The organism is Kitasatospora sp. NPDC094016 (assembly GCF_040304045.1).
In the GTDB taxonomy this organism is placed as follows: Bacteria; Actinomycetota; Actinomycetes; order Streptomycetales; family Streptomycetaceae; genus Kitasatospora.
Genome location: NZ_JBEOUK010000004.1, coordinates 215,422 through 239,748, shown reverse-complemented (window position 1 = coordinate 239,748; position 24,327 = coordinate 215,422). Strand labels below are relative to the sequence as shown.

Sequence of the window (24,327 nt, the reverse complement as noted above, 5' to 3'; positions counted from 1 at the left end):
GGCTCGACGCGGAACGAAGACACGAAGAACGACGGGCCCGGTGCGTCTCCCCCGCACCGGGCCCGTCGCCTTCCCGAACGGCCGTCGGGCTCCCCGTGTTCGCCGCTCCCCCGAGCCGGCGTCCACGCACCGCGACCATCCGCTACCCGTCCCCCGACGGGAGCTCCACTCCTTCGCGTCACCCGCGTCCGCGTCAGGCGACCAGCTCGCCGAACGCCCGGACGGTGTCGCCCGACTTGTTCAGGTGCTCGTCCTCGCGCAGCCGGCGCAGCGCCCGCCAGATGCTGCTCTTGACCGTGCCGACGCTGATCCCCAGCACGTCGGCGATCTCCGGGTCGGTCTTGCCCTCGTAGTACCGCAGCACCAGCATGGTGCGCTGGTTCTCCGGAAGCTTCGCCAGCGCCTGCCAGAGCACGGTGCGCAGCTCGGTGCCGCCCATCGCGTCGGTGTCGCCGGCTGTCTCCGGCAGCTCCTCGGTCGGGTACTCGTTGACCTTGCGGCGCCGCCAGGCGGAGATGTGCAGGTTGGTCATGGTGCGGCGGAGGTACCCGCCGACCGCGGCCTTGTCGGTGATCCGGCCCCAGGCCCGGTAGGTGCTGAAGAGCGCGCTCTGCAGCAGGTCCTCGGCCTCGTAGCGGTCACCGGTCAGGTGGTACGCCGTGGCGTACAGGGAGGCGCGGCGCTCACGCACGTACGCGGTGAACTCCGTGATGTGGTCCTCCGCGACGGCCGGGTGCTCCGCCTGCGCGTCCGCCCGTCCCGCCTCGGTGGTGCGGGCCGCCGCCGGGTTCAGCTGCAGCAGCGTCGCACCGGCGGCCTCGCGGCCGGCCGACTCCCCCGAGCCGACCGTCCGCAGGCCGTTCCCGCCGACGCCCCGGTTCCCCGCCGGAGCGTCCTTGCCCTCGACGCGGACGGGGAGGATCCCCCGCAGCGTGAGGGTGTTGCCGGAGTCGGCCGCGTTCCCCACCCGGCCGATCCCGTACAGCTCCCCCGTCCTGGCGCCGCCGCTCACCCGGCGGGCGACAGGGTTTCCACCGGTGCTGTGCGCGCACCCCCGTACGGTCACGGCACCGGAGTTCTCGTCGGTCCTGACCTCGTACCGGGTCCGCGGGGCGGTGGCTGACGAACGCGCGGTGCGGACAGCCGGGTTGGTCCGGGTCTGAAGCATGGCGTTCATCGTGCGCCCCCTGGGTCGGTACGAGCGGTTCCTGTTGCCGCCTTCCAGCCGGCCGGGTTGGCCCGCTGTCCTGCGGCGACATGGAAAATCTTGCCCGCCGGTTGTGATGGCGCTGTCCGCCGACTGTCACAGGGGTGTCACAGGGGCGGGCCTTTCGTCCCGGTCCGCCTCCCTCCGTACCGGACGCCGGTAGGGCTCCTTCCGGTTCCCGTACGGGCGGTGAGCGATCCTGGGGGTGATTCGGCGCTTCGCGTGGGCCAAAATGGGGCCGTGCCATTCCTCCTTCTGATCGAGGACGACGACGCCATCCGGACCGGCCTCGAACTCGCCCTCACCCGCCAGGGCCACCGCGTGGCCACCGCCGCCTCCGGCGAGGACGGTCTGAGGCTCTTCAAGGAGCAGCGGCCCGACCTGATCGTGCTGGACGTCATGCTGCCCGGAATCGACGGCTTCGAGGTCTGCCGCCGCATCCGCCGCACCGACCAGCTGCCGATCATCCTGCTGACCGCCCGTTCGGATGACATCGACGTGGTGGTCGGCCTGGAGTCCGGCGCCGACGACTACGTGGTCAAGCCGGTGCAGCCACGGGTGCTGGACGCCCGGATCCGGGCCGTGCTGCGGCGCGGCGAGCGGGAGAGCTCCGACTCCTCCGCGTACGGCACCGTGGTGATCGACCGGGCGGCGATGACCGTCACCAAGGACGGGCAGGACCTCCAGCTCACCCCGACCGAGCTGCGGCTGCTCCTGGAGCTCAGCCGCCGCCCCGGCCAGGCGCTCTCCCGCCAGCAGCTGCTGCGGCTGGTCTGGGAGCACGACTACCTGGGTGACTCCCGCCTGGTGGACGCCTGCGTGCAGCGGCTGCGGGCGAAGGTCGAGGACGTCCCGTCCGCGCCGACCCTGATCCGCACCGTCCGCGGCGTGGGCTACCGGCTGGACCCGCCGGCCTGAGTGCCTCTCCCGTCCTCCTGCTTCCCGTCCCCTTGCTTCCCGTCCTCCTGCTTCCCGTCCTCCTGGTTGCCGCCCTCCTGATCCGCCTGGGCTGCCCGAAATTCCTGAACTCCCTGAACTCCCTGAACTTCCGTACGACGACAGGCTCTTGTGACTGATCATCAGACGACGGCCCGCCGCTTCGCCGCGGGTCCGTGGCGCAGGCTGCGTTCCCTGCGGGTACGGCTGATCGCGGTGTTCGCGGCGGTCGCGCTGCTCGCCGCCGTCTCGGCCTCCGGCATCGCCTACTGGCTCAACCGCGACGCGGTGCTCAAGCGCGCCCAGGACACCGCGCTCAACGACTTCCGGGTGTCGCTCAGCCGCAACGTCTCCGAGCTGCCGCTGAACGCGAGCTGCCCGGACCTGACCACGCTCGCGTCCACCGTCGCCAGCTCCGGGCTGAGTTACGACGTGGTGGTGGCCGACCCGGCGCACCCGGAGTGCACGGCCTCCTCCGACCCGGGGCAGTTCACGCTGGCCGACGTCCCGGCGGCGCTGCAGTCCACCGTCGCCAGGCAGCGCGAGGTCACCGAGAACAACCCGTACCCGTACCACCTGTACTGGCAGCGGCAGAACCTGGCGGGCCAGCCGTTCCTGATCGGCGGCACCAAGGTGGTGCCGACCGGCCCGACGGCGTACATGTTCAAGTCGCTGGAGAACGAACGCAAGGACCTCAACACGCTGGGCTGGTCGCTGGCCATCGCCACGCTGCTCGCGCTGATCGGCTCGGCGCTGCTCGCCCAGGCCGCCTCGTCGACCGTGCTGCGGCCGGTCAAGCGGCTCGGCGAGGCCGCCCGACGGCTCGGCCAGGGGCACCTGGACACCCGGCTGGAGGTCGAGGGCGGGGACGAACTCGCGGACCTGGCGAGGACGTTCAACCGGGCCGCGGAGTCGCTGCACGAGCAGGTCGAGGAGTTGAGCGCGCGCGAGGCGCAGAGCCGGCGGTTCGTCGCCGACATGTCGCACGAGCTGCGCACGCCGCTGACCGCGATGACCGCCGTCACCGACATCCTGGAGGACGAGGCCGAGTCGCTGGACCCGATGATCGCACCGGCCGTACGGCTCGTGGTCAGCGAGACGCGGCGGCTGTCCGACCTGGTGGAGAACCTGATGGAGGTGACCCGCTTCGACGCCGGCACCGCCAAGCTGGTCGCCGACGAGGTGGACATGGCCGACCTGATCATGTCCTGCATCGACGGCCGGGCCTGGTACGACGCCGTCGAACTGGACGCCCCGCGCGGCATCCTGGCCGTGGTCGACCCGCGCCGGCTCGACGTGGTCTTCGCCAACCTGATCGGCAACGCGCTCAAGCACGGCGGCTCCCCGGTGCGGGTCAAGGTCCGGCAGACCGCGGGCTCCGTCGTCATCGAGGTCTCCGACAGCGGCCCGGGCATCCCCGAGGACGTGCTGCCGCACGTCTTCGACCGGTTCTACAAGGCGGACCGGGGGCGGGCCCGCTCGGAGGGCAGCGGCCTGGGGCTGTCGATCGCGATGGCCAACGCACAGATCCACGGGGGCACGATCACGGCGGCGAACGGGGAGGTCGGGGCGGTGTTCACGCTGACGCTGCCGCTGGCCCCACCGCCTCCGCCGAACGAGGGCGACACCGGTGACGGCCCCGTCGGCGACGCCGCCCAGGACAAGGACGCCACGTGACCGCCCCCACCCGCACCGCCCTGCGCCGCACCGCCGGCGCCCTGCTGCTGCTCGCGCTCGCCTCCGGCTGCGGCATCCGGCCGACCGCCGTCCCGGTGGACGCCGGCGCCCCGGCCAGCCGGACGGCCTGCCCGACCGCCCCGCACATACCGACCGCCCTGGCCACGCCCTCGGCGCCCACGCCGGCCCCGCCGGCCCGCGGCGCCGCCAAGGCCGGGGTGAGCCCGAGCCCGTCGCCCACGGTGGTGCCCGCCACCCCGCCGGCCGACAACGTGTTCGGCGCGGTGCCGACGGCTGCACCCTGCCGGTAGTCCCGGCTGTCCCTCGTCCGCCTGCCCGCCTGCCCGCCTGCTGCCTGCCCGTCGCCCCGCCGTTCCGCCGTTCGGCGTCGGGGTGACGGGCGGCCGGGGGCGCGCCCCGGAATGTTCACGCCCGGGGTGGAACCACCGCGCCACCGGCCCACGTCCTTCCCCCCGTGCAGCGAGATGGCACCAGGACACGCGACGAGCGTTCCGGCGCACGGACCAGGAACCGGCCGGCGACGGCCGTCCACCGTCCCCTTCGAACAGCCGGACTGGCGGGCCTGACCTGTCACCTGGCCCTCGTCCTCTGGCTGGTGGTGCTGAGGCCGCTACCGGTTCCCTGGGTGTACGACACCAACCTGACGCCGCTGGCCTCCCTCCGCTCCTCCACCGGCTGGCAGGTGGTCGGCGAGTTCCTCCTGCTGGCCCCCCTCGGCGTGCTGCTCCCGCTGGCCGGCGGCCGCCTGCGGGCCCCCTGGCTGCCGTCCTTCCTGCGCACCACCGGCGCCTCCGCCCTGCTGGCGACCGGCCTGGAGTTCCTCTCCTCCTGGACGCCCGGGCACGTCCTCAACGTCGACCACATACTGCTCGCCGTGATCGGCGTGGCCATCACCCACCTGGCCCTCGTCCCCGGCCTGCGGCGGCTGCTGCGCGACCGGCGGCCGCGGCTCCAGGTGCCGGCGCCCTCCCCCGAGGCCGCACCTGCGCCCGTGCCCGCGCCGAAGGTGACCGCCCTGGTCGGCCCGCCGGTCGCACGCGCCCGCGCCTACGCCGAGCCCACGCCCCCCGCCCGCTGAGGCCCGTCCTCCCGCACCACGGCGAGTGTGTTCCCCCACCTGCCGCCGGGGCCGCAAAAGACCCGCGACACCTCATAGTCAGTCATTTCCCACCTCGTCAATTGCCGTTCCGTCGGGGTGCGACGACTCCGTGCTGAAAAGGCGGCGCCGAATGTCGGCCGCCTCCGGTAATCTGCGCTGTCGCCCCACAGGCCTCGCGGTCTTATCCCCCCGTCCCACAGGAATCCCCCTTGAACAATCTCGATTTCAGCGCCTATCCGCTTTTCTCCTGGTACGTCGTCGCGCTGGCGATCAGCGGTGCCGCCATGCTGGTCCTCGGAGCGGTCAATCCCGGTAGCGGCCTGAAGGTCGGCTGGCGAATCATCAACGTCCTCGCCGGCCTCGGATTCCTGGGGTACGCCTACTACCTCGCGTTCGTCTTCGAAGGCGGCCGGTACGAGATCTTCTTCAAGGCGTTCATCCTGCCGATCGCGCTGATCGCCAACTCCGTGAAGGCGATCGTCGAACGCGGCAACGCCAAGAACCAGCAGCCGGCCCCGCAGGCGGCGCCGTACGACCCCAACGCCCCGCAGGCGCCGTACGGCCAGCCCGTCCCGCCGCAGGGCGCCGCGCCGCAGGGTGCCGCGCCGTACGCTCCGTCGGCGCAGCCCGTGCCGGACAACCCGTACGCGCAGCCGGTGCCGCCGGCCGGGCAGCCCGGGCAGGCGCAGTAGCCACCTGTCGATCCGCCGCCGACGGGCGGGGGGCTCCGGTTCGTCCGGCCCCCCGCCCGTCGGTGTCAGAGCGTCAGGAGTCGGAGCGTCAGGGGTCAGGGCGTCAGGGGTCAGGGCGTCAGGCGGTGGAGGTCGCGCGGGAAGAGTGTGGTCCGGCGGATGTTGTCGGCGCCGGTGAGTCGCGCCGTCCAGCGTTCCAGCCCCAACGCGAACCCGCCGTGCGGCGGCATCCCGTGCGCGAAGGAGCGCAGGTAGCCCTCGTACGGCTGGAGCGGCTCGCCCCGGGCCGCCAGCGCGGCCAGGTAGTCCTCGTGCCGGTGCAGCCGCTGGCCTCCGGTGACCAGTTCGAGCCCGCGGAAGAGCAGGTCGAAGCTGTTGGAGTACTCCGGGCGGCCCGGTTCCGGGTGGGTGTAGAAGGGCCGCTTGCGCATCGGGTAGCCGACCACGAACAGGAACTCGCTGCCGTGCTCGCGCAGCGCCCACTCGCTGAGCCACCGCTCGTGCGCCGGGGCGAGGTCCGGCTCGTCGACGCCCAACAGCCGCATCGCCTCGGCGAAGTGGAGCTGCGGGATCTCCGCCGGGACCTCGGGCAGCTTCACCTCCAGCAGGTCGACGGCGGCACCGGCCCGCTCGGCCACCGAGGCGACCATCCCGGCGACCACCTCGCGCAGCACGGCCATCACCTCGCGGTGGTCGGTGATGAAGCCGAGTTCCGCGTCGAGGCTGGTGTACTGCGCCAAGTGCCGTGCGGTGTCGTGCGGTTCGGCCCGGAACACCGGTCCGGTCTCGTAGACCCGCTCGAACACCCCGACCATCGCCTGCTTGAAGAACTGCGGCGACTGCGCGAGGTAGGCGGGGCGGCCGAACCAGTCCAGCGCGAAGACGTTCGCCCCGGACTCGGTGGCCGAGGAGACCACCTTCGGGGTCTGGATCTCGGTGAAGCCCAGGCCGTCGAGGGTGGCCCGGAACCCGCCCACCGAGGCCGCCGTGATCCGGTGCGGGGCGGACAGGCGCGGGTGGCGGAGGGTGACGGGGGCGCCGTCGAGGATCACCGGGAGGGTGGCCTCGACGGTCGGCCGGAACAGGCTGGACGGGGGCGCCTCGGCGAGGCTGGACAGGACCTCGACGGTGGGCGAGGTCAGCTCGACGCCGGCCGGCGCCTGCGGGTTGGCGGTGACGGTGCCGCGGATCCGCAGGACGGTCTCCTCCGGCAGGTCGGGGCCCGCACCGGTGGCGACCACCTGGGCCGGTCCGGAGCGGTCCCGGATCACCAGGAAGGTGACGGACTTGAGTGCGCGGCGGCGGTGCAGCCAGCCGCTGATCTCTACGGATTCGCCGACGTGGCCGGGTAGTTCGGCGGCCAGGACACGGTTCGTCGGGTGGATCATCGCGGCCCTCCAGGGGCGTCGTGGTGATCCCTTCGGAGTGCGGGCGAGAAGGGCAACTCGCGGTACCACCGCACTTTCGCCGTCGCCCGCGCGGGCGGCGGCCTCATTGCGGCCCGTTGACGGGGGCCGGCCGGCGGGGCATTTCCTCCCCGCACTCGGGAGTGTCTTCGCTCCGGGGCGCGGGGCCGCCTTCACAGCTGCCGGCGGCTCTCTCGGCCCACGGGGCCCGGAGGTACTCGTCCCCCTCGACGTGTTGCCGGAGAGGCTAGACCGGCCCGCCGCCGGACCGCAACGGGCTTTCCCGCCACCGGGCGGGCACCACCTGGGGCGTCCTCACTCCGGGCGACCCTGAGACGGACCCCGACACCCGGCTACGACTCACCGGCGAGTCGGCGGGGTGGCGAATCGACTGTCAGGTGGACGTTTCCGGGAGCGCGGTGGCGGAGAGTGGAAATTAAGCCCGCCGGATCGCCCGGATCGGGTGCCACGACACGGAGTTGACCCATGAGCGCCCGTCTCGCCCGTCCCCGTCACAACCGCGTCATCGCCGGCGTCTGCGCCGGGCTTGCCGAGCGCTACGGCGTGACGCCGTGGACCGTGCGACTGATCTTCCTGATCTCGATCATCCTGCCCGGACTCCAGTGCCTGGTCTACCTGGCCCTCTGGGTGCTGCTCCCCCAGGAGCCGTAAGCCCGTAGCCGCACGCCCGGAACCGAACGCCCGACGCCGTCGCGCCGGGCCCGGTACGACGGCGGGCCGCCCGCTCCCGGGATCACCGGGGTGGACGGCCCGTCGCCGTGCCGGCGGCCAGGTCAGCCGGTCAGGCCCGGCAGCGGCAGGGTGTGGGTCAGCCCACCGATGGGGGTCTTGTCGACGCCCGGGATGGTCGGGATGGCGCCACGCGTGGCGGCACCGGCCTCGGCGGCCGGGGCGGGCGCCGCCTGGCCGGCGGCCGGGGTGAGGGTGCCGAGCGTGCCGGTGACCTTGTCGCCGCCGGGCAGCTTGGCGGCGGTGTCGGTGACCGCGCCGGTCACCGCGGGGTTCGTGACCGCGCCGGTGGGCAGCCCGAGGCCGCCGGGGGCGGCGGCGGAGGCGGTACCGGCGCCCACCGCCGCGATGGCGATGCCGAGCGCCGCGGTGCCGGCGGCCTTGAGAGCCTGCTTCATGGTTCGTCCCTTGGGTCGTCGTCGGTGGCCGACATCGGGACGGGGCGGACGGGCTACCGCCGCCACGGCCTGTCAGCATGGACGGGCACACGGTAATGAGTGGGCCACGCGAGGACCAAAGGGCGTTCACTCACCCGAGTGAGTAGTCGGATGAACGCCAACTCCCCTTCGGGACATGGGCGTTCACCCGACCATTCGAACGGGCCGGGCCGCTCAGCTGTCGCCGGTGCCCGAGCTGAACAGCCACTCCGCCTTCAGTTCGGCGTACCCCGGCTTGATCACGTCGTTGATCATCGCCAGCCGCTCGTCGAACGGCAGGAACGCGGACTTCATCGCGTTCACCGTGAACCACTCCATGTCCCCCAGCGTGTAGCCGAAGGCCTCCACCAGGTGCCCGAACTCGCGGCTCATGCTGGTGCCGCTCATCAGCCGGTTGTCGGTGTTCACGGTGACCCGGAACTTCAGCCGGCTGAGCAGCCCGATCGGGTGCTCGGCGTACGAAGTGGCCGCCGCGGTCTGGAGGTTGGAGGTCGGACACATCTCCAGCGGGATGCGCTTGTCGCGCACGTACGCGGCCAGCCGGCCGAGCTCGACGCTGCCGTCCTCGGCCACCGTGATGTCGTCGACGATCCGCACGCCGTGGCCGAGCCGGTCGGCGCCGCAGCACTGCAGGGCCTCCCAGATCGACGGCAGGCCGAAGGCCTCGCCCGCGTGGATGGTGAAGTGGTTGTTCTCGCCCTTGAGGTAGTCGAAGGCGGCCTGGTGGCGGGTGGGCGGGTGGCCCGCCTCGGCACCGGCGATGTCGAAGCCGACGACGCCCTGGTCGCGGTGGCGGTTGGCCAGTTCGGCGATCTCGGTGGAGCGGGCGGCGTGCCGCATCGCGGTCAGCAGGGTGCCGACCCGGATCCGGTGGCCGGCCGCGCGGGCGTTGGCCTCGCCGAGGCGGAAGCCCTCGTTCACGGCCTGGACGACCTCGTCCAGGGACAGGCCGGCCTCCAGGTGCTGCTCGGGGGCGTAGCGGACCTCGGCGTACACGACGCCGTCGGCGGCCAGGTCCTCGGCGCAGTCGGCGGCGACCTTGATCAGTGCCTCGCGGGTCTGCATCACGGCGCAGGTGTGCGCGAAGGTCTCCAGGTAGCGGACCAGCGAGCCGGAGTCGGCGGCCTCGCGGAACCACTCGCCGAGCTCCTTGGCGTCGGTGGTCGGAAGGCCCTCGTAGCCGACCGCGGCGGCCAGCTCGACGACCGTCTCCGGGCGCAGCCCGCCGTCGAGGTGGTCGTGCAGCAGCACCTTCGGCGCGCGGCGGATCTGGTCGGGGGTGGGGATGCGCGGGCCGGCGCCCGCGGCGGTGACAGGGATCTGCTTCTCCATTGCGGAAATATAGCCCCTACGCGCGTAGACCCACCACTGTTAACACGGCCGGTTCGACGAAAGTCCACCGGGAATTCCACCGCCCGGGTCATCCGCGGCATCTTCGGCCCGGTTCCGGCCCGATCGCGGCTCAGGTGCGGCCCCGGTGCGGCCCGGTCGCGGCCCGATCGCGACTCAGGTGCGGCCCGGTCGCGGCTCAGTCGTGCTGCAGCAACCGGCCCCGCCGGGACAGCACGAAGTCCCGGAACGCCGCCACCGGCGGGGTCAGCGGCCGCCCCGCCGCCCAGGCCAGTCCGATCGCCCGCCGGGTGCGCGGCGCCGTCACCTCCAGCTCCACCACCCCCGGCCGCGGCACCAGCGCCGGCGGCAGCAGCGCCACCCCCAGCCCGGCCGCGACCAGCCCGCGCAGCGTCTCCGCCTCCTCCCCCTCGAAGGCCAGCCGCGGCACGAACCCGGCCTGGGCGCAGAAGCCGTCCGTGATCGCGCGCAGCCCGTACCCCTCCTCCAGTCCGACGAACGGCTCCTCCGCCACCTCCGCCAGCCGGATCCGCCGCCGGCCCGCCAGCCGGTGGTCCGCCGGGACGACCAGGTGCAACCGCTGCTCGTCCAGCGGGCGGGCCGTGAAGGCCGGATCGTCCGGCAGCGGCGCGACCAGGCAGAGGTCCAACTCCCCCGCCCGCAACCGCTCCAGCATCGCCCCGACGTAGTCCTGCACCAGCTGGAACCGGACCTGCGGATGCCCCGCCCGGAACCCGCGCAGCAGCGCCGGCACCGCGTCCGTCCCCATCGTGTGCAGGAAGCCGAACGCCACCCGCCCGGCCGCCGGATCGGCCTCCGCCCGGGCCGCCTCCGCCCCCCGCTCGACCTCCGCCAGCGCCCGCTCCACCGAGGCCAGCAGCAGCCGGCCCGCCCTGGTCAGCCGGACCGTCCGCCCCTGACGGGCCAGCAGGTCCACGCCCAGCTCCTCCTCCAGCCGGGCCACCGCCCGCGACAGCGTCGGCTGCGGCACCCCGAGCAGCGCGGCCGCCCGCGTCACGTGCTCCAGCCGGGCCACCGCCGCGAACTGGGCCAGCCGGGGCGCCAGCAGCACCGCCGGCTCGTCCGGCCCCAACTCCGCCACCCGGTACCGCGGCTCCGTGCCGTCCGTCACGTCCGCCCGGTCCGCCCCGGCCATCCCGCCACCACCTCGACTCATACGACAACGCATCGATCATCCACCGTTCATGCATTGGACGCATCAACCGCGGCGCGCCTACCGTCGACGACATGCAGCCCGCCGATACCAGGGCATCCGTGACCACCCCGGATGCCCCCGCCCCCGCCCCCTCGCACGACGACCGCCACCGCCCCGGCCAGCGCGCCTTCCGCCGCGCCAACCTCGCCCTGTTCGCCGCCGGAGTCGCGACCTTCGTCCTGCTCTACTCCACCCAGGGCCTGCTGCCGATCCTCTCAACCGACCTCGACCTCACCCCCGGCCAGGCCAGCTGGACGGCCTCCGCCGCCACCCTCGGACTCGCTCTCGCCCTGCTCCCCGCCAGCGCCCTGTCCGACCGGTACGGCCGCACCGCCGTGATGACGGCCTCCACCCTCGCCGCCGCCACCCTCGCCCTCGCCCTGCCGTTCGCGCCCGACCTCACCACCCTCGTCGTGCTGCGCGTCCTCCAGGGCGCCGCGCTGGCCGGGCTGCCCGCCACCGCCATGGCCTACCTCGCCGAAGAGGTCCACCCCAGCGCCCTGGCCTCCGCGATGGGCCTGTACGTGGCCGGCAACAGCATCGGCGGCATGGGCGGCCGGCTGCTCTCCGGCTGGACCGCCGCCGCCTTCGGCTGGCGCTGGGGCCTCGCCGCCTCCGCCGCCCTCGCCCTGCTCGCCGCGCTCGCCTTCCGGCTGCTGATCCCCGCCGCCCGGCACTTCACCCCCGCCCCGGTGGACGCCCGCGCCCTCGCCCGCACCGTCGGCCGGCACCTGCGAAACCCGCTACTGGTGCGGCTGTACACGCTCGGACTGCTGTTCATGGCCGTGTTCGGCGCGGTCTACAACACCGTCGGCTACCGGCTGATCTCGGCGCCGTTCCACCTGCCCGAGTCCGTCGCCGCCTCGATCTTCGTCGTCTACCTGGTCGGCACCGGCACCTCCGCGGCCGCCGGCCGACTCGCCGCCCGGCTCGGCCGCCGCGGCGCGCTCTACGTCTCCATCGGCGTGACCGCCGCCGGGCTGCTGCTCTCCCTCACCGAGTCCCTGGTCTGCGCCCTGCTCGGCCTGGTCCTGATCACCGCCGGTTTCTTCGCCGGCCACGCCACCGCCTCCTCCGCGGTCGGCCGCACCGCCACCGAGGGCCGCGCCCAGGCCTCCGCCCTCTACCTGATCGCCTACTACCTCGGCAACAGCCTCGGCGGCACCCTGGGCGCCGACGCCTACCACGCCACCGGCTGGCCCGGCGCCGCCACCGTCGGCCTCACCGCCATGACCCTCGCCGCCGCCGTCACCCTCTACGCCACCCGCCAGGCCCACACGGCCCGGCGAGCGGTCGCGGACGCCTGACAGCCGCCGCCGATACGCTCCGGGACATGAGCGTCGATCCTGCTGTGTACGCCCGGTTGCGCGAGATCGCGGATCAGCTGCCGAAGGTGCCGGGGACAGGGAAGATCGAGATCGCCGAGGGCGAGATCGTCATGATGACGTCACCCGTGAAACGTCACGAGCTCGCCGTCATCCGCCTGGCACAGCAGCTCAATGCCCAGCTACCGCGGACCCACCCCGGCTACCTCGCCCACGGCGGCGCGGACCTGGAGGACGTCGGCCTCGGTCGGCTCCGGAATCCCGACCTGATGGTGTTCCCCGACGCGGCCCTGGACGACGACGACCCGGCCTTCCTCCCCCACGAGATCCTTCTCGTCGTGGAAGTCGTCTCCAAGTCCAACCCCGAGAACGACTACCACGACAAGGTCCGCGACTACTCGGCCATGGGCATCCCGTTGTACCTCCTGGTCGATCCCCGCAAGGGCACCGGCATCGTCCACGACGAGCCCGGCTACACCCGCCGCAAGGACTTCGTCTTCGGCGACGAGATCGCCGTCGGCCCCTGGACGCTCGACACCAGCGTCCTGCGGACCTACGCCTGAACCGGCATCCGCAGGGCACCGGCCGACCGGGCCCGAGCACACGGAAGGAGCCCGCACCCGGCAGACCGGGTACGGGCTCCTCGTCGGTCCTTCATGCAGCCGGCACGCTGCCGCATGAAGGGCAATCGCATGACTACGCGATGCGGTCGAGGACGATCGGGTTCGGGGTGAAGGCCGTGCCGGCCGGGGAGACCGTGATGCCGTCGGCCAGCGCCTCGATGGCGTAGTCGTAGCGCTCGGGGGTGTTGGTGTGCAGGGTCAGCAGGGGCTGGCCGGCCACGACGGTGTCGCCGGGCTTGGCGTGCATCTCGACGCCGGCGCCGGCCTGGACCGGGTCCTCCTTGCGGGCGCGGCCGGCGCCGAGGCGCCAGGCGCAGACGCCGACGGCGTAGGCGTCGAGCTCGGTGAGGACGCCGGAGGCGGGCGCCGGGATGACGTGCTGCTCGCGGGCGACCGGGAGCGGGGCGTCGACGTCGCCGCCCTGGGCGGCGATCATGCGGCGCCAGTGGTCCATCGCGGAGCCGTCGCGCAGCGCGTCGGCCGGGTCCTTGCCGTGCACGCCGGCCGCGGCGAGCATCTCGCGCGCGAGGGCGAGGGTGAGCTCGACGACGTCGGCGGGGCCGCCGCCGGCCAGCACCTCGATCGACTCGCGGACCTCCAGCGCGTTGCCGGCGGTGAGGCCGAGCGGGGTGGACATGTCGGTGAGCAGGGCGACGGTGTTCACGCCGGCGTTGGTGCCCAGGCCGACCATGGTGCGGGCGAGTTCGCGGGCGTTGTCGATGTTCTTCATGAAGGCGCCGGAGCCGACCTTGACGTCCAGGACCAGGGCGCCGGTGCCTTCGGCGATCTTCTTGGACATGATCGAGGAGGCGATCAGCGGGATGGCCTCGACGGTGCCGGTGACGTCGCGCAGCGCGTAGAGCTTCTTGTCGGCGGGCGCGAGGCCGTCACCGGCGGCGCAGATGACCGCGCCGGTGGTGCGCAGGACGTCGAGCATCTCCTCGTTGGAGAGCAGGGCGCGCCAGCCGGGGATGGACTCCAGCTTGTCGAGGGTGCCGCCGGTGTGGCCGAGGCCGCGGCCGGAGAGCTGCGGGACGGCGGCGCCGCAGGCGGCGACGAGCGGGGCGAGCGGGAGGGTGATCTTGTCGCCGACGCCGCCGGTGGAGTGCTTGTCACTGGTGGGCAGCGGCAGCGAGGAGAAGTCCATCCGGACGCCGGAGCGGATCATCGCGTCGGTCCAGCGGCTGATCTCGTGCGGCTTCATGCCGTTCAGCAGGATCGCCATGGCCAGGGCGGACATCTGCTCGTCGGCGACCTCGCCGCGGGTGTAGGCGTCGATGACCCAGTCGATCTGAGCGTCGCTCAGCTCTCCGCTGTCGCGCTTGGTCCTGATGACGGAGATGGCGTCCATGCGTGCTCCAAGAGGGGTTTCAAAAGCGAAGAGTGTCGCGAGATGACCGGGTTCCGGCCCACTCGCGACACTCTACGCGCGTAACAATTGTCGAAGCTAGAGCCGTTCCGGCCCGAACGCGTCGGGCAGGACCTCACTCATCGGGCGGATCCCGGAGGGCAGCTCGATCAGCAGTTCCGGCCCGCCGTGCTCGTAGAGCAGCTGGCGGCAGCGCCCGCACGGCATCAGCAGTTCGCCCGCGCCGTCGACGCAGGTGAAGGCCGTCAGCCGGCCGCCGCCGGTGGCGTGCAGCGCGGACACCAGCCCGCACTCGGCGCACAGCCCGAGCCCGTACGAGGCGTTCTCGACGTTGCAGCCGGTGACCAGCCGCCCGTCGTCCACCAGCGCGGCCGCGCCGACCGGGAACTTGCTGTACGGGGCGTACGCGTGGGTCATCGCCTCGCGCGCGGCCGCGCGCAGCCGCTCCCAGTCGATCGCGGCCGACGCCGCAGACGCCGTCACTTGCCCTGGCCCTTGCGGTAGATCTGGCCGTCGGCCTTCGGCATCCGCAGCCGCTGCGACGCCAGCGAGAGCACCACCAGGGTGATCACGTACGGCGTGGCGACGATCAGCGGGCGCTGCACCTCGTCGGTGAGCGCGTACCAGGCGCCGAGACCGCCGGCGACCACGAAGGAGATCGCCGCACCGGTGAACTTGCGCCGGTACAGCTGCCAGAGCGCGAGCAGCGCCATCGCGATGGCGACGGTCAGGATCAGCACGTGCACCGACTCCGGGTCGCGCAGCTGCAGGCTGTCGGTGAAGCCGAACAGGCCGGCGCCCATGGCGAGGCCGCCCGGCATCCAGTTGCCGAAGATCATCGCGGCGAGGCCGATGAAGCCGCGGCCGAGGGTCTGGCCGTCCTTGTAGAAGTGCGCCGCGACCAGCGAGAGGTACGCACCGCCGAGACCGGCGAACGCGCCGGAGGCGATGACCGCGAGGTACTTGTACTTGTAGACGTTGACGCCCAGCGACTCGGCGGCGGTCGGGTTCTCACCGCAGGAGCGCAGCCGCAGGCCGAACACCGTGCGCCAGAGCACGAAGTAGCTGACCACGATCATCGCGCCGGCCACCAGCACGACCACCGAGATATTGGTGACCAGGCCGCCGACCACGCCGGCGACGTCCGAGACCAGGAACCAGTGGTGCTTCTCGATGTCGGACAGCCACGAGGACAGCCCGGGGACGGTGATGTACGGCAGCGGATCCGCCGGCGGCGACTGGTTCGCACCCGCGCCGACCGCGATGTAGTCCTTGTAGTAGATCCGGTTGACGTACGCGCAGATGCCGGGGATCAGCAGGTTGATGCCGACGCCGGAGACGATGTGGTCGACGCCGAAGGTGACGGTCACGAGCGCGTGCAGCAGACCGCCGAGCGCCCCGCCGAGCATGCCGGCCAGCAGGCCGACCCACGGGTTGACCAGGTAGCCGGCCCAGGCACCGCAGAAGGTGCCGGCGACCATCATGCCTTCGAGGCCGATGTTGACCACGCCGGCCCGCTCGGACCACAGACCGCCCAGACCGGCCATGCCGATCGGCACGGCGGCGCTGAGCGCGGCGGTGATCTGACCGGAGGAGGTCAGCGCGTGGTTGCCGGTGGCCATGCCCACGGCGGAGAACAGGACCAGGGCGCCCGCGATCAGCAGCAGCACCACCGGCCAGGACATCTTGCGCTTCTTGGTGGGCGCGCCCGGCGCCTTCGGACGCGCGGCGGTAGCCGTGCTCATGCGGACACCTCCTTCTTCTCAGTGGCCGCGAGCTGAGCCGCGAGCTGGGCGGCGAGCTGGGCGCCGACCTTCTGCTGCTGGCGCTTCAGGCCGTAGCGGCGCACCAGCTCGTAGGCGACGACGACGCAGATGACGATGGTGCCCTTCATGACGTCGACGATCTCGAAGGGGAAACCGCCCTGGAGCGGCAGCTGGGAGCCGGTGGTGTCCAGGAAGGCGAACAGCAGGGCCGCGAAGGCCATGCCGATCGGGCTGTTGCGGCCCAGCAGGGCGATCGAGATGCCGAGGAAGCCCAGACCGGGCTGGAAGCTCTGGCCGTAGTAGAACGAGTTCTGCACCAGCTCGGGCATGCCGATCAGACCGGCGATCGCGCCGGAGACCGCCATCGAGATGATCACCATGCGCTTGACGTTCACGCCGGACGCGGTCGCGGCCGACTCCGAGCGGCCGGTGGCGCGCAGGTCGAAGCCGAAGCGGGTGCGGGTCAGCGCGAACTGGAACACCACGCCGACCAGGGCGGCGATGAAGATGAAGCCCCAGAGCGGGCCACCCGCCGTCTCCATCGTGAAGAAGTGGCTGGACTGCGAGATCGGGTCGGTCTGGATCGAGTTGCTGGTGCTGCTCGTCTTCGGCGCGAAGATGCCGGGGACGAGCAGCAGGCCGACGACCGCGATCGAGATCGAGTTCAGCATGATGGTCGAGATGACCTCGCTGACCCCGCGGTAGACCTTCAGCAGACCGGCGATGCTCGCGTACAGGCCGCCGACCAGCATGGCGGTGACCAGCAGCAGCGGGATCTGGATGATCGCCGGCAGGTCGACCTTGGCACCGACGAAGGCCGCGAACAGCGCCGCGACCTTGTACTGGCCCTCGACGCCGATGTTGAACAGGTTCATCCGGAACCCGAAGGCGGCGGCCGCGGCGGCCAGGTAGTACGTGGTGGACCGGTTGAGGATCCCCACTTGGCCGTCCGACTTGCCGGCGTACGTGAGCATCACGTTCCACGCGTCGAACGGGTTCTTGCCCGAAGTCGCCAGCAGGACGGAGCAGATCACGATGGAGAGCACGACCGCGAGCACCGGCGCCGCCAGTGCGAGCACGATCCGCTCACCGCTGATCCGCTGCGCCAGGCTGCGCTTGGCGGCGGTGTTGGGACTGGTCATGTGGGTTACTCCCCCGCCTGCGGGTCGTCGGCGGTGTCGGTGGGGCCGGCGTCGGACTCGGCCTCGGTGCCCTCCACGAGGATCTCGTGGAACTGCTCGACGGCCTCCGCATCGGACTCGAGGTGGCCGCTGGCGGCACCCGTCATGGCGGTACCGAGGTCCTCGGCGGTGACGGTGGCCGGGTCGGCGTCGGCGACCAGGCGCCCGCGGTAGATGACCCGGATGGTGTCGGACAGGCCGATCAGCTCGTCCAGGTCGGCGGAGATCAGCAGGACGGCCAGGCCGGCCCGCTGGGCGACCCGGATGTGCTCCCAGATCTGCGCCTGCGCGCCGACGTCCACACCGCGGGTGGGGTGCGCGGCGATCAGCAGCTTGGGCTGGTGGCTCATCTCGCGGCCGATGATCAGCTTCTGCTGGTTGCCGCCGGAGAGGGAGGCCGCGGTGACCTCGATGCCCGGGGTGCGGACGTCGTAGGCCTCGACGATCCGCCAGGTGTCCTTGCGGGCGGCGCCCGGGTCGAGCAGGACGCCCTTGGAGTTGGGCGCCTCGGTGACGTGACCGAGGATCCGGTTCTCCCAGAGCGGGGCCTCCAGCAGCAGGCCGTGCTTGTGGCGGTCCTCGGGGATGTAGCCGATGCCGGCCTCGCGGCGGGCCCGGGTGAGCGAACCGGAGAGGTCCTTGCCGTCCAGGGTGACGGTGCCGCCGTCCAGCGGCAGCATGCCCATGATGGCCTCGACCAGTTCGGCCTGGCCGTTGCCCTCGACACCGGCGATGCCGAGGATCTCGCCCTTGTGGATGCGCAGCGAGATGTCGTCGAGGACGACGCGCTCGATGCCCTCGGCGTCGGTCTTGGCGATCCGCAGGTCCTTGACGTCGAGCATCTCCGTCGTGGTGACGGTCGACTCGCGGCTCTCCGGGGAGGGCAGCTCGGCGCCGACCATCATCTCGGCCAGCTGACGGGCGGTGACGGCCTTCGGGTCGGCGTCGCCGACCGTGGTGCCGCGCCGGATCACGCTGATCGCGTCGGCCACCGCCAGCACCTCGTGCAGCTTGTGCGAGATGAAGATGACGGTGACGCCCTCGGACTTGAGCTCGCGCAGGTTGTCGAACAGCGCGTCGACCTCCTGCGGGACGAGCACGGCCGTCGGCTCGTCGAGGATCAGGATCTTGGCGCCGCGGTAGAGCACCTTGAGGATCTCGACGCGCTGGCGGTCGGCGACGCCGAGGTCCTCGACCAGGGCGTCCGGGCGCACGCCCAGGCCGTACTGGTCGGAGATCTCCTTGATCTTCGCCTTCGCCTTGGCGCCGATGCCGTGGAGCTTCTCGCCGCCGAGGACGACGTTCTCCCACACGGTGAGGTTGTCGGCCAGCATGAAGTGCTGGTGGACCATGCCGATGCCGCGGGAGATGGCGTCGCCCGGGGTGTTGAACTCGCACGGCTCGCCGTTGATCGCGATGGTGCCCTCGTCCGGCTTCTGCATGCCGTAGAGGATCTTCATCAGCGTCGACTTGCCGGCGCCGTTCTCGCCCATCAGGGCGTGCACGGTACCGCTGCGGACGGTGAGGTTGATGTCGTGGTTGGCCACGACACCGGGGAAGCGCTTGGTGATGCCGCGCAGTTCGACGGCCGATGTCGCCGTCCCCGCGCTGGGGGTACCGTCCTCGCGCGGGGGGACGGGGTCGGATGCGGTGATGGCGATCTCCTGGTGGTCTGGAGGCGCGTCGTTGCGCTGGGAGGGCCAAGGGGAAGACGGGGGGACGGGACGGGGCCCGGGGGTACGCGTTGAGCGCACCCTGCCGGGCCCCTCCCGTGATGCTTTGCCGTTCATCGCGCTGCCGGGCAGGCGGCAGTCGCTGGTGCGTCCGGGACGCGCGGGCCTTACTGGGCCGGCGTGGTCGGGACGGTGGTGGCGCCGGAGGTGATCGTCGTGGCGGCGGCCTTCAGCTTGTCCTGGATGTCGTCGAGCTTGCCGCCGGTGGTGGCGAGCGAGACGCCCTCGGCCTTCAGGTCGAAGAGCTTGATGCCGGTGAACGGCTGGCCCTTCTTGACCGACTCGATGTAAGAGAAGACGGCGTTGTCGACGTTCTTCACCATCGAGGTGAGGATGCTGTTCTTGTACTTCGCCAGGGCCGGCTGGGCGGCCTGGTCGGAGTCGACGCCGATGGCCAGGGCGCCCGGCTTGTTGGCGACGGCCTCGATGGCGCCGTTGCCGGAGGAGCCGGCGGCGGCGTAGATGACGTCCGCGCCCTTGTCGAGCTGGCCCTGCGCGGCCTCCTTGCCCTTGTCGGGCGAGTTGAAGCCGGTGAAGTCCGGAGGCGTGGTCAGGTACGTGGTCTCGACCTGGATGTTCGGGTCGACGGACTTCACACCCGCCTTGTAACCGGCCTCGAACTTCTTGATCAGCTCGGTCTGCACACCGCCGATGAAGCCGACGTGCTTGGACTTCGACTTGTTCGCGGCGGCGACGCCGGCGAGGTACGAACCCTCCTGCTCGGCGAAGACCAGCGAAGTGACGTTGGACGGCTGGTCCTTGTCGTTCGAGTCGATGATCGCGAACTTGACGTTCGGGTTGTCCTTGGCGACCTTGTCGACCGCCTGCTGGTAGACGAAGCCGACCGCGATGATCGTCTTGTAACCGCCGTCGATCAGGTTCTTGAGGCGGGTCTCCTTGTCAGCCTCGGCCTCACCGGTCTTGGCGTCGGCCTCGGTGACCGCGACGCCGAGATCGGCCTTGGCCTTGTCGAGACCACGGGCGGCGGAGTCGTTGAACGACTGGTCGCCACGGCCGCCGATGTCGTAGGCCATACCGACCTTGATCGAGCCGTCGCCCGAGCCGGAGGAGGTGTTGCTGTCAGTGCTCTTTGCGCCGCAAGCGGCGAGCGAGGCCATGCCCAGGGAACCCGAGAGCACAACCGCAGCGAGCTTCATTGAACGGCGCAAGGGAGTATCTCCTTCTCACACGCACCTGATTAGCGTGGTCGGACGCCACCGTAACGCGCGTAGAACACGGTTGGGTTACGGGGTGCCGGACCATTCGGGTTGTTATCAAACCGTGGTCTCACGGTCTTCCCAAGGCCCTATTCCCGTGCGCGGACGGTGATCCAAAGCTGGTTTTGCGGCTCAGTCTACGGAACCGTTCGATAACCCCGGATCGCGGTAAACCGGCCGGTCACCGCGATGGGGTGCCGGCCGGTCGCCCGGGAGGGTGTTCACGCGGCACCCGGGGAGATGTCCGGGGACGGCGTGCGCCGCTCAATCCCGCGGCTCAGTACTGCTGTTCGGTTTCCGCGGCTCGGTCCTGCCGTTCAGCTCCGCCGTTCGATTTCCGCAGCTCAGTCCTGCGGCTCGTCCAGGGCGAGCGCCGCGAACAGCTCCACGCCGATCCCGATCGCGCGCTCGTCGGCGTCGAAGCGGCCCTGGTGCAGGTCACGGATGGTGGTGTCACCAGGGGCGCGGACGCCGAGCCGGGCCAGCGCGCCCGGGGCGTGCTCCAGGTACCAGGAGAAGTCCTCGCCGCCCAGGCTCTGCTCGGTGCTCTCCACCACCTGCGCGCCCTCCCGGCCGAACCGGTCGGTCATCGCCGCGTCCAGCAGGGCGACCGAGACCGCCTCGTTGACCACCGGCGGCACCCCCCGGTGGTAGTCCAGCGTCCACTTCGCCCGGTAGGTCTCGGCGAACTTGGCGATCAGCTCGTGCAGCAGGTCGGGCGCCTCGCGCCAGCCGTCCAGCTCCAGGCAGCGGACGGTGCCCTCCAGTTCGGCGTGCTGCGGGATGACGTTGGGCGCGGAGCCGGAGGCGATCCGCCCCCAGACCAGGCTGACGCCCCAGCGCGGATCCATCCGGCGGGCCAGCGCACCCGGCAGATCGGCGGCCATCCGGGCGACCGCGGTCACCAGATCGGTGGTCAGGTGCGGGCGGGCGGTGTGCCCGCCGGGGCCGTCCAGGTGCAGCACCAGACGGTCGCAGGCCGAGGTGATCGCCCCGGTGCGCAGGGCGATCCGGCCCACCTCCACCTTGGGGTCGCAGTGCACCGCGAAGATCCGGCCGACGCCGTCCATGCCACCGGCCTTGATCACGTCCAGCGCACCGCCCGGCAGGACCTCCTCGGCCGGCTGGAACACCAGCCGGACGGGACGGCGCAGTTCACCGGTGCGGACGGCCTCGGCCAGCACCAGGGCGGTGCCGAGCACCACCGCGGTGTGCACGTCGTGGCCGCAGGCGTGGGCCCGGCCGGGGACGGTCGAGCGGTACGGCACGTCGGTCTTGGCGTCGTCGATCGGCAGCGCGTCGATGTCGGCGCGGAAGGCCAGGAACTCGGTGCCGGGGGCGGTGCCGGCCGGGACGACGTCGACGATCAGGCCGGTGCCGCCGGGCAGCACCCGGGGGCTCAGGCCGGCCGCCACCAGCCGGTCCCGGAGCAGGCCGGTGGTGCGGAACTCCTGGCGGCCGAGCTCCGGGTGCCGGTGCAGGTCACGGCGGAAGGCGATCAGCTCGGACTCCAGCCCCCGGACCCGGGCGCGCAGTTCGGCGGCGGGGCGTGCGGTGGCCAGAGTGGCGCCCGGCTGAGCGGGCTCAGGACGGTTCATCTCAACAAGGGTAGGCCTGTTGGGGGGATTTGGCCCGACTTCCGGAAAACTAGTCTCCGGATGGGCGCATACCGGCCGAACAGGTGGGTATGACATCTCGTTTCAGCCGCCTTCCCCGATTGCTTGCCCTGTGCAACGATCACCCGGAGCGGCGGTCACGGCCGCCCCGCTCCTGACGTTGCGTCAGAAGCGCTCCACCGGGGCGTACACGCCCCACACCTCCCGCAGGGCGTCACAGACCTCGCCGACGGTGGCCCGCGCGGCCAGCGCCTCCTTCATCGGGTAGAGCACGTTCCCCGTCCCCTCCGCGGTGCGGCGCAGCCCGTCCAGCGCCCGGCCGACGGCCGCGCGGTCCCGCCCGGCGCGCAGCCGGGACAGCCGCTCGGCCTGCTGCCGCTCGACCGCCGGATCCACCCGCAATGGCCGGTACGGCTCCTCGGCGTCCAGCCGGAAGCGGTTGACGCCGACCACCGTCCGCTCGCCGGAGTCGGTCTCCTGCTGGAGCCGGTAGGCGGTGCGCTCGATCGCGGCCTTCTGGAAGCCCTGCTCGATCGCGGCCACCGCGCCGCCCAGTTCCTCGACCCGGGCCATCAGCGCCAGCGCGGCGGCCTCCACCTCGTCGGTCAGCGACTCGACCGCGTACGAGCCGGCGAACGGGTCGACGGTGGCGGTCACGTCTGTCTCGTGGGCGAGCACCTGCTGGGTGCGCAGGGCGAGCCGGGCGGCCTTCTCGGTGGGCAGCGCGATCGCCTCGTCGAAGCCGTTGGTGTGCAGCGACTGGGTGCCGCCGAACACCGCGGCGAGCGCCTGCACCGAGACCCGGACCAGGTTCAGCTCGGGCTGCTGGGCGGTGAGCTGCACCCCGGCGGTCTGGGTGTGGAAGCGCAGCATCCACGAGCGCGGGTCCTCCGCGCCGAACTCCTCCCGCATCACCCTGGCCCAGATCCGGCGGGCGGCACGGAACTTGGCCACCTCCTCCAGCAGCGTGACCCTGGCCACGAAGAAGAACGAGAGCCGGGGGGCGAAGTCGTCCACCGCCATCCCGGCGGCGATCGCGGTACGGACGTAGGCGATGCCGTTGGCCAGCGTGAAGGCGATCTCCTGCGCCGGATCCGCCCCGGCCTCGGCCATGTGGTAGCCGGAGACGGAGATGGTGTTCCAGCGCGGGATCTCCGCCCGGCAGTACCGGAAGACGTCCGCGGCCAGCCGCAGCGAGGGCTGCGGCGGGAAGATGTACGTGCCCCGGGCGATGTACTCCTTCAGCACGTCGTTCTGGACCGTGCCGGTCAGCCGGGCCGGCGCCACCCCCTGGGCCTCGCCGACCAGTTGGTAGAGCAGCAGGAGCAGGGCGGCGGGCGCGTTGATGGTCATCGAGGTGGACACCTCGCCCAGCGGGATGCCGTCGAACAGCACGGCCAGGTCCTCGACGCTGTCGACGGCCACGCCCACCTTGCCCACCTCCCCGGCGGCGAGCGGCGCGTCCGAGTCGTAGCCCATCTGGGTGGGCAGGTCGAAGGCCACCGACAGGCCGGTGCCGCCGCCCGCGATCAGCTGCCGGTAGCGGGCGTTGGACTCGGCGGCGGTGCCGAAGCCCGCGTACTGGCGCATCGTCCACGGCCGGCCGGTGTACATCGTCGGGTAGACGCCCCGGGTGTACGGGTACTCCCCCGGCCGGCCGAGCCTGCTCGCCGGATCCCAGTCGGCCAGCGCCTCCGGGCCGTACAGCGGCTCGATCGGGAAGCCTGACTCGGCGCGGCGCGGCTCGGCTGCCATGAGGTCCCTCCACGGGATCGGCGGGGGCATCGGTCGGTCCTCGCAATGTAGGACAGGACCCGGAGCGGGACCGGTCGGCGCGGGCGCGGACGCGGTTGAGATGATCGGGTGAACGACCGGATGAGCCCCAGGGAGTGGCAATGACCGAGCAGAAGGTGGCCGTGGTCACCGGTGCCAGCAGCGGAATCGGCGCGGCGACCGCCCGCCGGCTGGCGGCCGAGGGCTTCGACGTGGTGCTGACCGCCCGGCGGACCGAGCGGATCGAGGCGCTGGCCAAGGAGATCGGCGACGGGGGCGGTTCGGCCAGGGCGGTCACGCTCGACGTCACCGACCGGGCCGCCGTGGACGCCTTCGCCGCCGAGGTCGGCCGGGTCGACGTCCTGGTGAACAACGCCGGCGGGGCGATCGGCGCCGAGACGGTCGAGCACGGCGACCCGGCCGACTGGCGGGCCATGTACGAGGTCAACGTGCTCGGCGTGCTGCACGTGACGCAGGCGCTGCTGCCCGCCCTGCGGGCCACCGGCGACGGCACCGTGCTGGTGCTCTCCTCGACCGCCGCGCTGGCCGCGTACGAGGGCGGCGGCGGGTACGTCGCGGCCAAGCACGCCGCGCACACCATCGCGGCGACGCTGCGCCTGGAGCTGTGCGGGGAGCCGATCCGGGTGATCGAGATCGCCCCCGGCATGGTGAAGTCCGAGGGCTTCGCGGTCACCCGCTTCCGCGGCGACGAGGAGAAGGCCGCGGCCGTGTACGCCGGCGTGGCCGAGCCGCTGACCTCGGACGACATCGCCGACACCGTCGCCTGGGCCGTCACCCGCCCCCCGCACGTCAACATCGACCTCCTGGTCGTCCGCCCCCGCGCCCAGGCCGCCAACCACAAGGTCCACCGCGGCTGACCCGCCCCCCCCCCCCGGCGGGCAGCCCGGGGGTCATGATCAAACGTGTCACCCG

The 24,327-nt window shown here is 72.1% G+C and carries 22 protein-coding genes; 9 read left to right on the top strand and 13 right to left on the bottom strand.

Annotated elements, in window-relative coordinates; all coding sequences use genetic code 11:
• Nucleotides 1-193: 193 nt before the first annotated feature.
• A complete protein-coding gene (locus ABT015_RS06290) occupies nt 194-1,168 on the bottom strand; it encodes a SigE family RNA polymerase sigma factor (protein ID WP_402450367.1) in 975 nt (324 codons plus the stop codon).
• A gap of 279 nt (nt 1,169-1,447) precedes the next feature.
• Here ABT015_RS06290 and ABT015_RS06285 point away from each other — a divergent pair, with 279 nt between their 5' ends.
• From ABT015_RS06285 to ABT015_RS06265, 5 genes are all read left to right on the top strand, one after another.
• Nucleotides 1,448-2,125: a response regulator gene (locus ABT015_RS06285; RefSeq protein ID WP_063349065.1), complete on the top strand. Its 678-nt coding sequence runs from the start codon at nt 1,448-1,450 to the stop codon at nt 2,123-2,125.
• Between the two features lie 150 nt (nt 2,126-2,275).
• A complete protein-coding gene (locus ABT015_RS06280) occupies nt 2,276-3,820 on the top strand; it encodes an ATP-binding protein (RefSeq protein WP_350877283.1) in 1,545 nt (514 codons plus the stop codon).
• Nucleotides 3,817-4,131, top strand: a complete 315-nt coding sequence (locus ABT015_RS06275; protein ID WP_350877281.1) for a hypothetical protein — start codon at nt 3,817-3,819, stop codon at nt 4,129-4,131. Before ABT015_RS06280 ends, ABT015_RS06275 begins: the two co-directional genes overlap by 4 nt.
• A 263-nt stretch (nt 4,132-4,394) precedes the next feature.
• A complete protein-coding gene (locus tag ABT015_RS06270; protein ID WP_502897269.1) occupies nt 4,395-4,919 on the top strand; it encodes a VanZ family protein in 525 nt (174 codons plus the stop codon).
• Nucleotides 4,920-5,149: 230 nt separating this feature from the next.
• Nucleotides 5,150-5,632 (top strand): hypothetical protein, encoded by a 483-nt coding sequence (locus ABT015_RS06265; RefSeq protein ID WP_350877277.1) that lies wholly within the window; start codon nt 5,150-5,152, stop codon nt 5,630-5,632.
• A gap of 110 nt (nt 5,633-5,742) precedes the next feature.
• Here ABT015_RS06265 and aspS read toward each other — a convergent pair whose 3' ends face one another.
• Nucleotides 5,743-7,020 (bottom strand): aspartate--tRNA(Asn) ligase, encoded by a 1,278-nt coding sequence (gene aspS, locus ABT015_RS06260; protein ID WP_350877275.1) that lies wholly within the window; start codon nt 7,018-7,020, stop codon nt 5,743-5,745.
• Nucleotides 7,021-7,524: 504 nt separating this feature from the next.
• On the opposite strand from aspS, the gene ABT015_RS06255 reads away from it, so the two are divergent.
• The gene (locus tag ABT015_RS06255; protein WP_063349060.1) at nt 7,525-7,710 is read left to right on the top strand and encodes a PspC domain-containing protein; all 186 of its coding nucleotides are present in this window, start codon (nt 7,525-7,527) and stop codon (nt 7,708-7,710) included.
• Between the two features lie 122 nt (nt 7,711-7,832).
• Here the strand turns inward: ABT015_RS06255 and ABT015_RS06250 are convergent, their stop codons facing one another.
• The 3 genes from ABT015_RS06250 to ABT015_RS06240 form a co-directional block, all read right to left on the bottom strand.
• Nucleotides 7,833-8,186 (bottom strand): ATP-binding protein, encoded by a 354-nt coding sequence (locus tag ABT015_RS06250; RefSeq protein ID WP_350877273.1) that lies wholly within the window; start codon nt 8,184-8,186, stop codon nt 7,833-7,835.
• A 213-nt stretch (nt 8,187-8,399) separates the two neighbouring features.
• Entirely contained in the window at nt 8,400-9,557 is a 1,158-nt protein-coding gene (locus ABT015_RS06245; protein WP_063349058.1) for an adenosine deaminase, read from the bottom strand.
• Between the two features lie 196 nt (nt 9,558-9,753).
• Nucleotides 9,754-10,731, bottom strand: a complete 978-nt coding sequence (locus tag ABT015_RS06240; protein ID WP_350877271.1) for a LysR family transcriptional regulator — start codon at nt 10,729-10,731, stop codon at nt 9,754-9,756.
• A 92-nt stretch (nt 10,732-10,823) separates the two neighbouring features.
• Here ABT015_RS06240 and ABT015_RS06235 point away from each other — a divergent pair, with 92 nt between their 5' ends.
• Nucleotides 10,824-12,098, top strand: coding sequence for an MFS transporter (locus ABT015_RS06235; protein WP_350877269.1), 1,275 nt, complete (start codon nt 10,824-10,826; stop codon nt 12,096-12,098).
• A gap of 26 nt (nt 12,099-12,124) precedes the next feature.
• Nucleotides 12,125-12,679, top strand: coding sequence for a Uma2 family endonuclease (locus tag ABT015_RS06230; RefSeq protein WP_350877267.1), 555 nt, complete (start codon nt 12,125-12,127; stop codon nt 12,677-12,679).
• A 133-nt stretch (nt 12,680-12,812) separates the two neighbouring features.
• Here the strand turns inward: ABT015_RS06230 and ABT015_RS06225 are convergent, their stop codons facing one another.
• The 8 genes from ABT015_RS06225 to ABT015_RS06190 all read right to left on the bottom strand — a co-directional run bounded on the left by ABT015_RS06225 (nt 12,813) and on the right by ABT015_RS06190 (nt 23,376).
• Nucleotides 12,813-14,090, bottom strand: coding sequence for a thymidine phosphorylase (locus ABT015_RS06225; RefSeq protein WP_350877265.1), 1,278 nt, complete (start codon nt 14,088-14,090; stop codon nt 12,813-12,815).
• A 96-nt stretch (nt 14,091-14,186) separates the two neighbouring features.
• Complete coding sequence (locus ABT015_RS06220; RefSeq protein ID WP_350877263.1) at nt 14,187-14,591, bottom strand: cytidine deaminase; 405 nt, start codon at nt 14,589-14,591, stop codon at nt 14,187-14,189.
• On the bottom strand, nt 14,588-15,853 hold the full coding sequence (locus tag ABT015_RS06215; RefSeq protein WP_350877261.1) for an ABC transporter permease: 1,266 nt from the start codon (nt 15,851-15,853) through the stop codon (nt 14,588-14,590). Before ABT015_RS06215 ends, ABT015_RS06220 begins: the two co-directional genes overlap by 4 nt.
• A complete protein-coding gene (locus ABT015_RS06210) occupies nt 15,850-17,016 on the bottom strand; it encodes an ABC transporter permease (protein ID WP_350877259.1) in 1,167 nt (388 codons plus the stop codon). The genes ABT015_RS06215 and ABT015_RS06210 overlap by 4 nt, the downstream gene beginning before the upstream one ends.
• A gap of 5 nt (nt 17,017-17,021) precedes the next feature.
• On the bottom strand, nt 17,022-18,548 hold the full coding sequence (locus ABT015_RS06205) for an ABC transporter ATP-binding protein (protein ID WP_402450505.1): 1,527 nt from the start codon (nt 18,546-18,548) through the stop codon (nt 17,022-17,024).
• 347 nt (nt 18,549-18,895) lie between these two features.
• Nucleotides 18,896-19,957: a BMP family lipoprotein gene (locus ABT015_RS06200; protein ID WP_350877257.1), complete on the bottom strand. Its 1,062-nt coding sequence runs from the start codon at nt 19,955-19,957 to the stop codon at nt 18,896-18,898.
• Nucleotides 19,958-20,349: 392 nt separating this feature from the next.
• Entirely contained in the window at nt 20,350-21,603 is a 1,254-nt protein-coding gene (locus ABT015_RS06195; protein WP_350877255.1) for an amidohydrolase, read from the bottom strand.
• A 183-nt stretch (nt 21,604-21,786) separates the two neighbouring features.
• Nucleotides 21,787-23,376: an acyl-CoA mutase large subunit family protein gene (locus ABT015_RS06190; protein ID WP_350877253.1), complete on the bottom strand. Its 1,590-nt coding sequence runs from the start codon at nt 23,374-23,376 to the stop codon at nt 21,787-21,789.
• Between the two features lie 140 nt (nt 23,377-23,516).
• On the opposite strand from ABT015_RS06190, the gene ABT015_RS06185 reads away from it, so the two are divergent.
• On the top strand, nt 23,517-24,272 hold the full coding sequence (locus ABT015_RS06185) for an SDR family oxidoreductase (RefSeq protein ID WP_350877251.1): 756 nt from the start codon (nt 23,517-23,519) through the stop codon (nt 24,270-24,272).
• Nucleotides 24,273-24,327 lie beyond the last annotated feature (55 nt).

What these genes read in the sequence shown, in the direction of transcription:
- ABT015_RS06215 (WP_350877261.1), bottom strand. Translation starts at nt 15,853, where the DNA reads ATGAGCACGGCTACCGCCGCGCGTCCGAAGGCGCCGGGCGCGCCCACC.
- ABT015_RS06210 (WP_350877259.1), bottom strand. Translation starts at nt 17,016, where the DNA reads ATGACCAGTCCCAACACCGCCGCCAAGCGCAGCCTGGCGCAGCGGATC.
- ABT015_RS06290 (WP_402450367.1), bottom strand. Translation starts at nt 1,168, where the DNA reads ATGCTTCAGACCCGGACCAACCCGGCTGTCCGCACCGCGCGTTCGTCA.
- ABT015_RS06235 (WP_350877269.1), top strand. Translation starts at nt 10,824, where the DNA reads ATGCAGCCCGCCGATACCAGGGCATCCGTGACCACCCCGGATGCCCCC.
- ABT015_RS06245 (WP_063349058.1), bottom strand. Translation starts at nt 9,557, where the DNA reads ATGGAGAAGCAGATCCCTGTCACCGCCGCGGGCGCCGGCCCGCGCATC.
- ABT015_RS06255 (WP_063349060.1), top strand. Translation starts at nt 7,525, where the DNA reads ATGAGCGCCCGTCTCGCCCGTCCCCGTCACAACCGCGTCATCGCCGGC.
- ABT015_RS06250 (WP_350877273.1), bottom strand. Translation starts at nt 8,186, where the DNA reads ATGAAGCAGGCTCTCAAGGCCGCCGGCACCGCGGCGCTCGGCATCGCC.
- ABT015_RS06195 (WP_350877255.1), bottom strand. Translation starts at nt 21,603, where the DNA reads ATGAACCGTCCTGAGCCCGCTCAGCCGGGCGCCACTCTGGCCACCGCA.
- ABT015_RS06225 (WP_350877265.1), bottom strand. Translation starts at nt 14,090, where the DNA reads ATGGACGCCATCTCCGTCATCAGGACCAAGCGCGACAGCGGAGAGCTG.
- ABT015_RS06190 (WP_350877253.1), bottom strand. Translation starts at nt 23,376, where the DNA reads ATGGCAGCCGAGCCGCGCCGCGCCGAGTCAGGCTTCCCGATCGAGCCG.
- aspS (WP_350877275.1), bottom strand. Translation starts at nt 7,020, where the DNA reads ATGATCCACCCGACGAACCGTGTCCTGGCCGCCGAACTACCCGGCCAC.
- ABT015_RS06205 (WP_402450505.1), bottom strand. Translation starts at nt 18,548, where the DNA reads ATGGGCGAGAACGGCGCCGGCAAGTCGACGCTGATGAAGATCCTCTAC.
- ABT015_RS06240 (WP_350877271.1), bottom strand. Translation starts at nt 10,731, where the DNA reads ATGGCCGGGGCGGACCGGGCGGACGTGACGGACGGCACGGAGCCGCGG.
- ABT015_RS06230 (WP_350877267.1), top strand. Translation starts at nt 12,125, where the DNA reads ATGAGCGTCGATCCTGCTGTGTACGCCCGGTTGCGCGAGATCGCGGAT.
- ABT015_RS06185 (WP_350877251.1), top strand. Translation starts at nt 23,517, where the DNA reads ATGACCGAGCAGAAGGTGGCCGTGGTCACCGGTGCCAGCAGCGGAATC.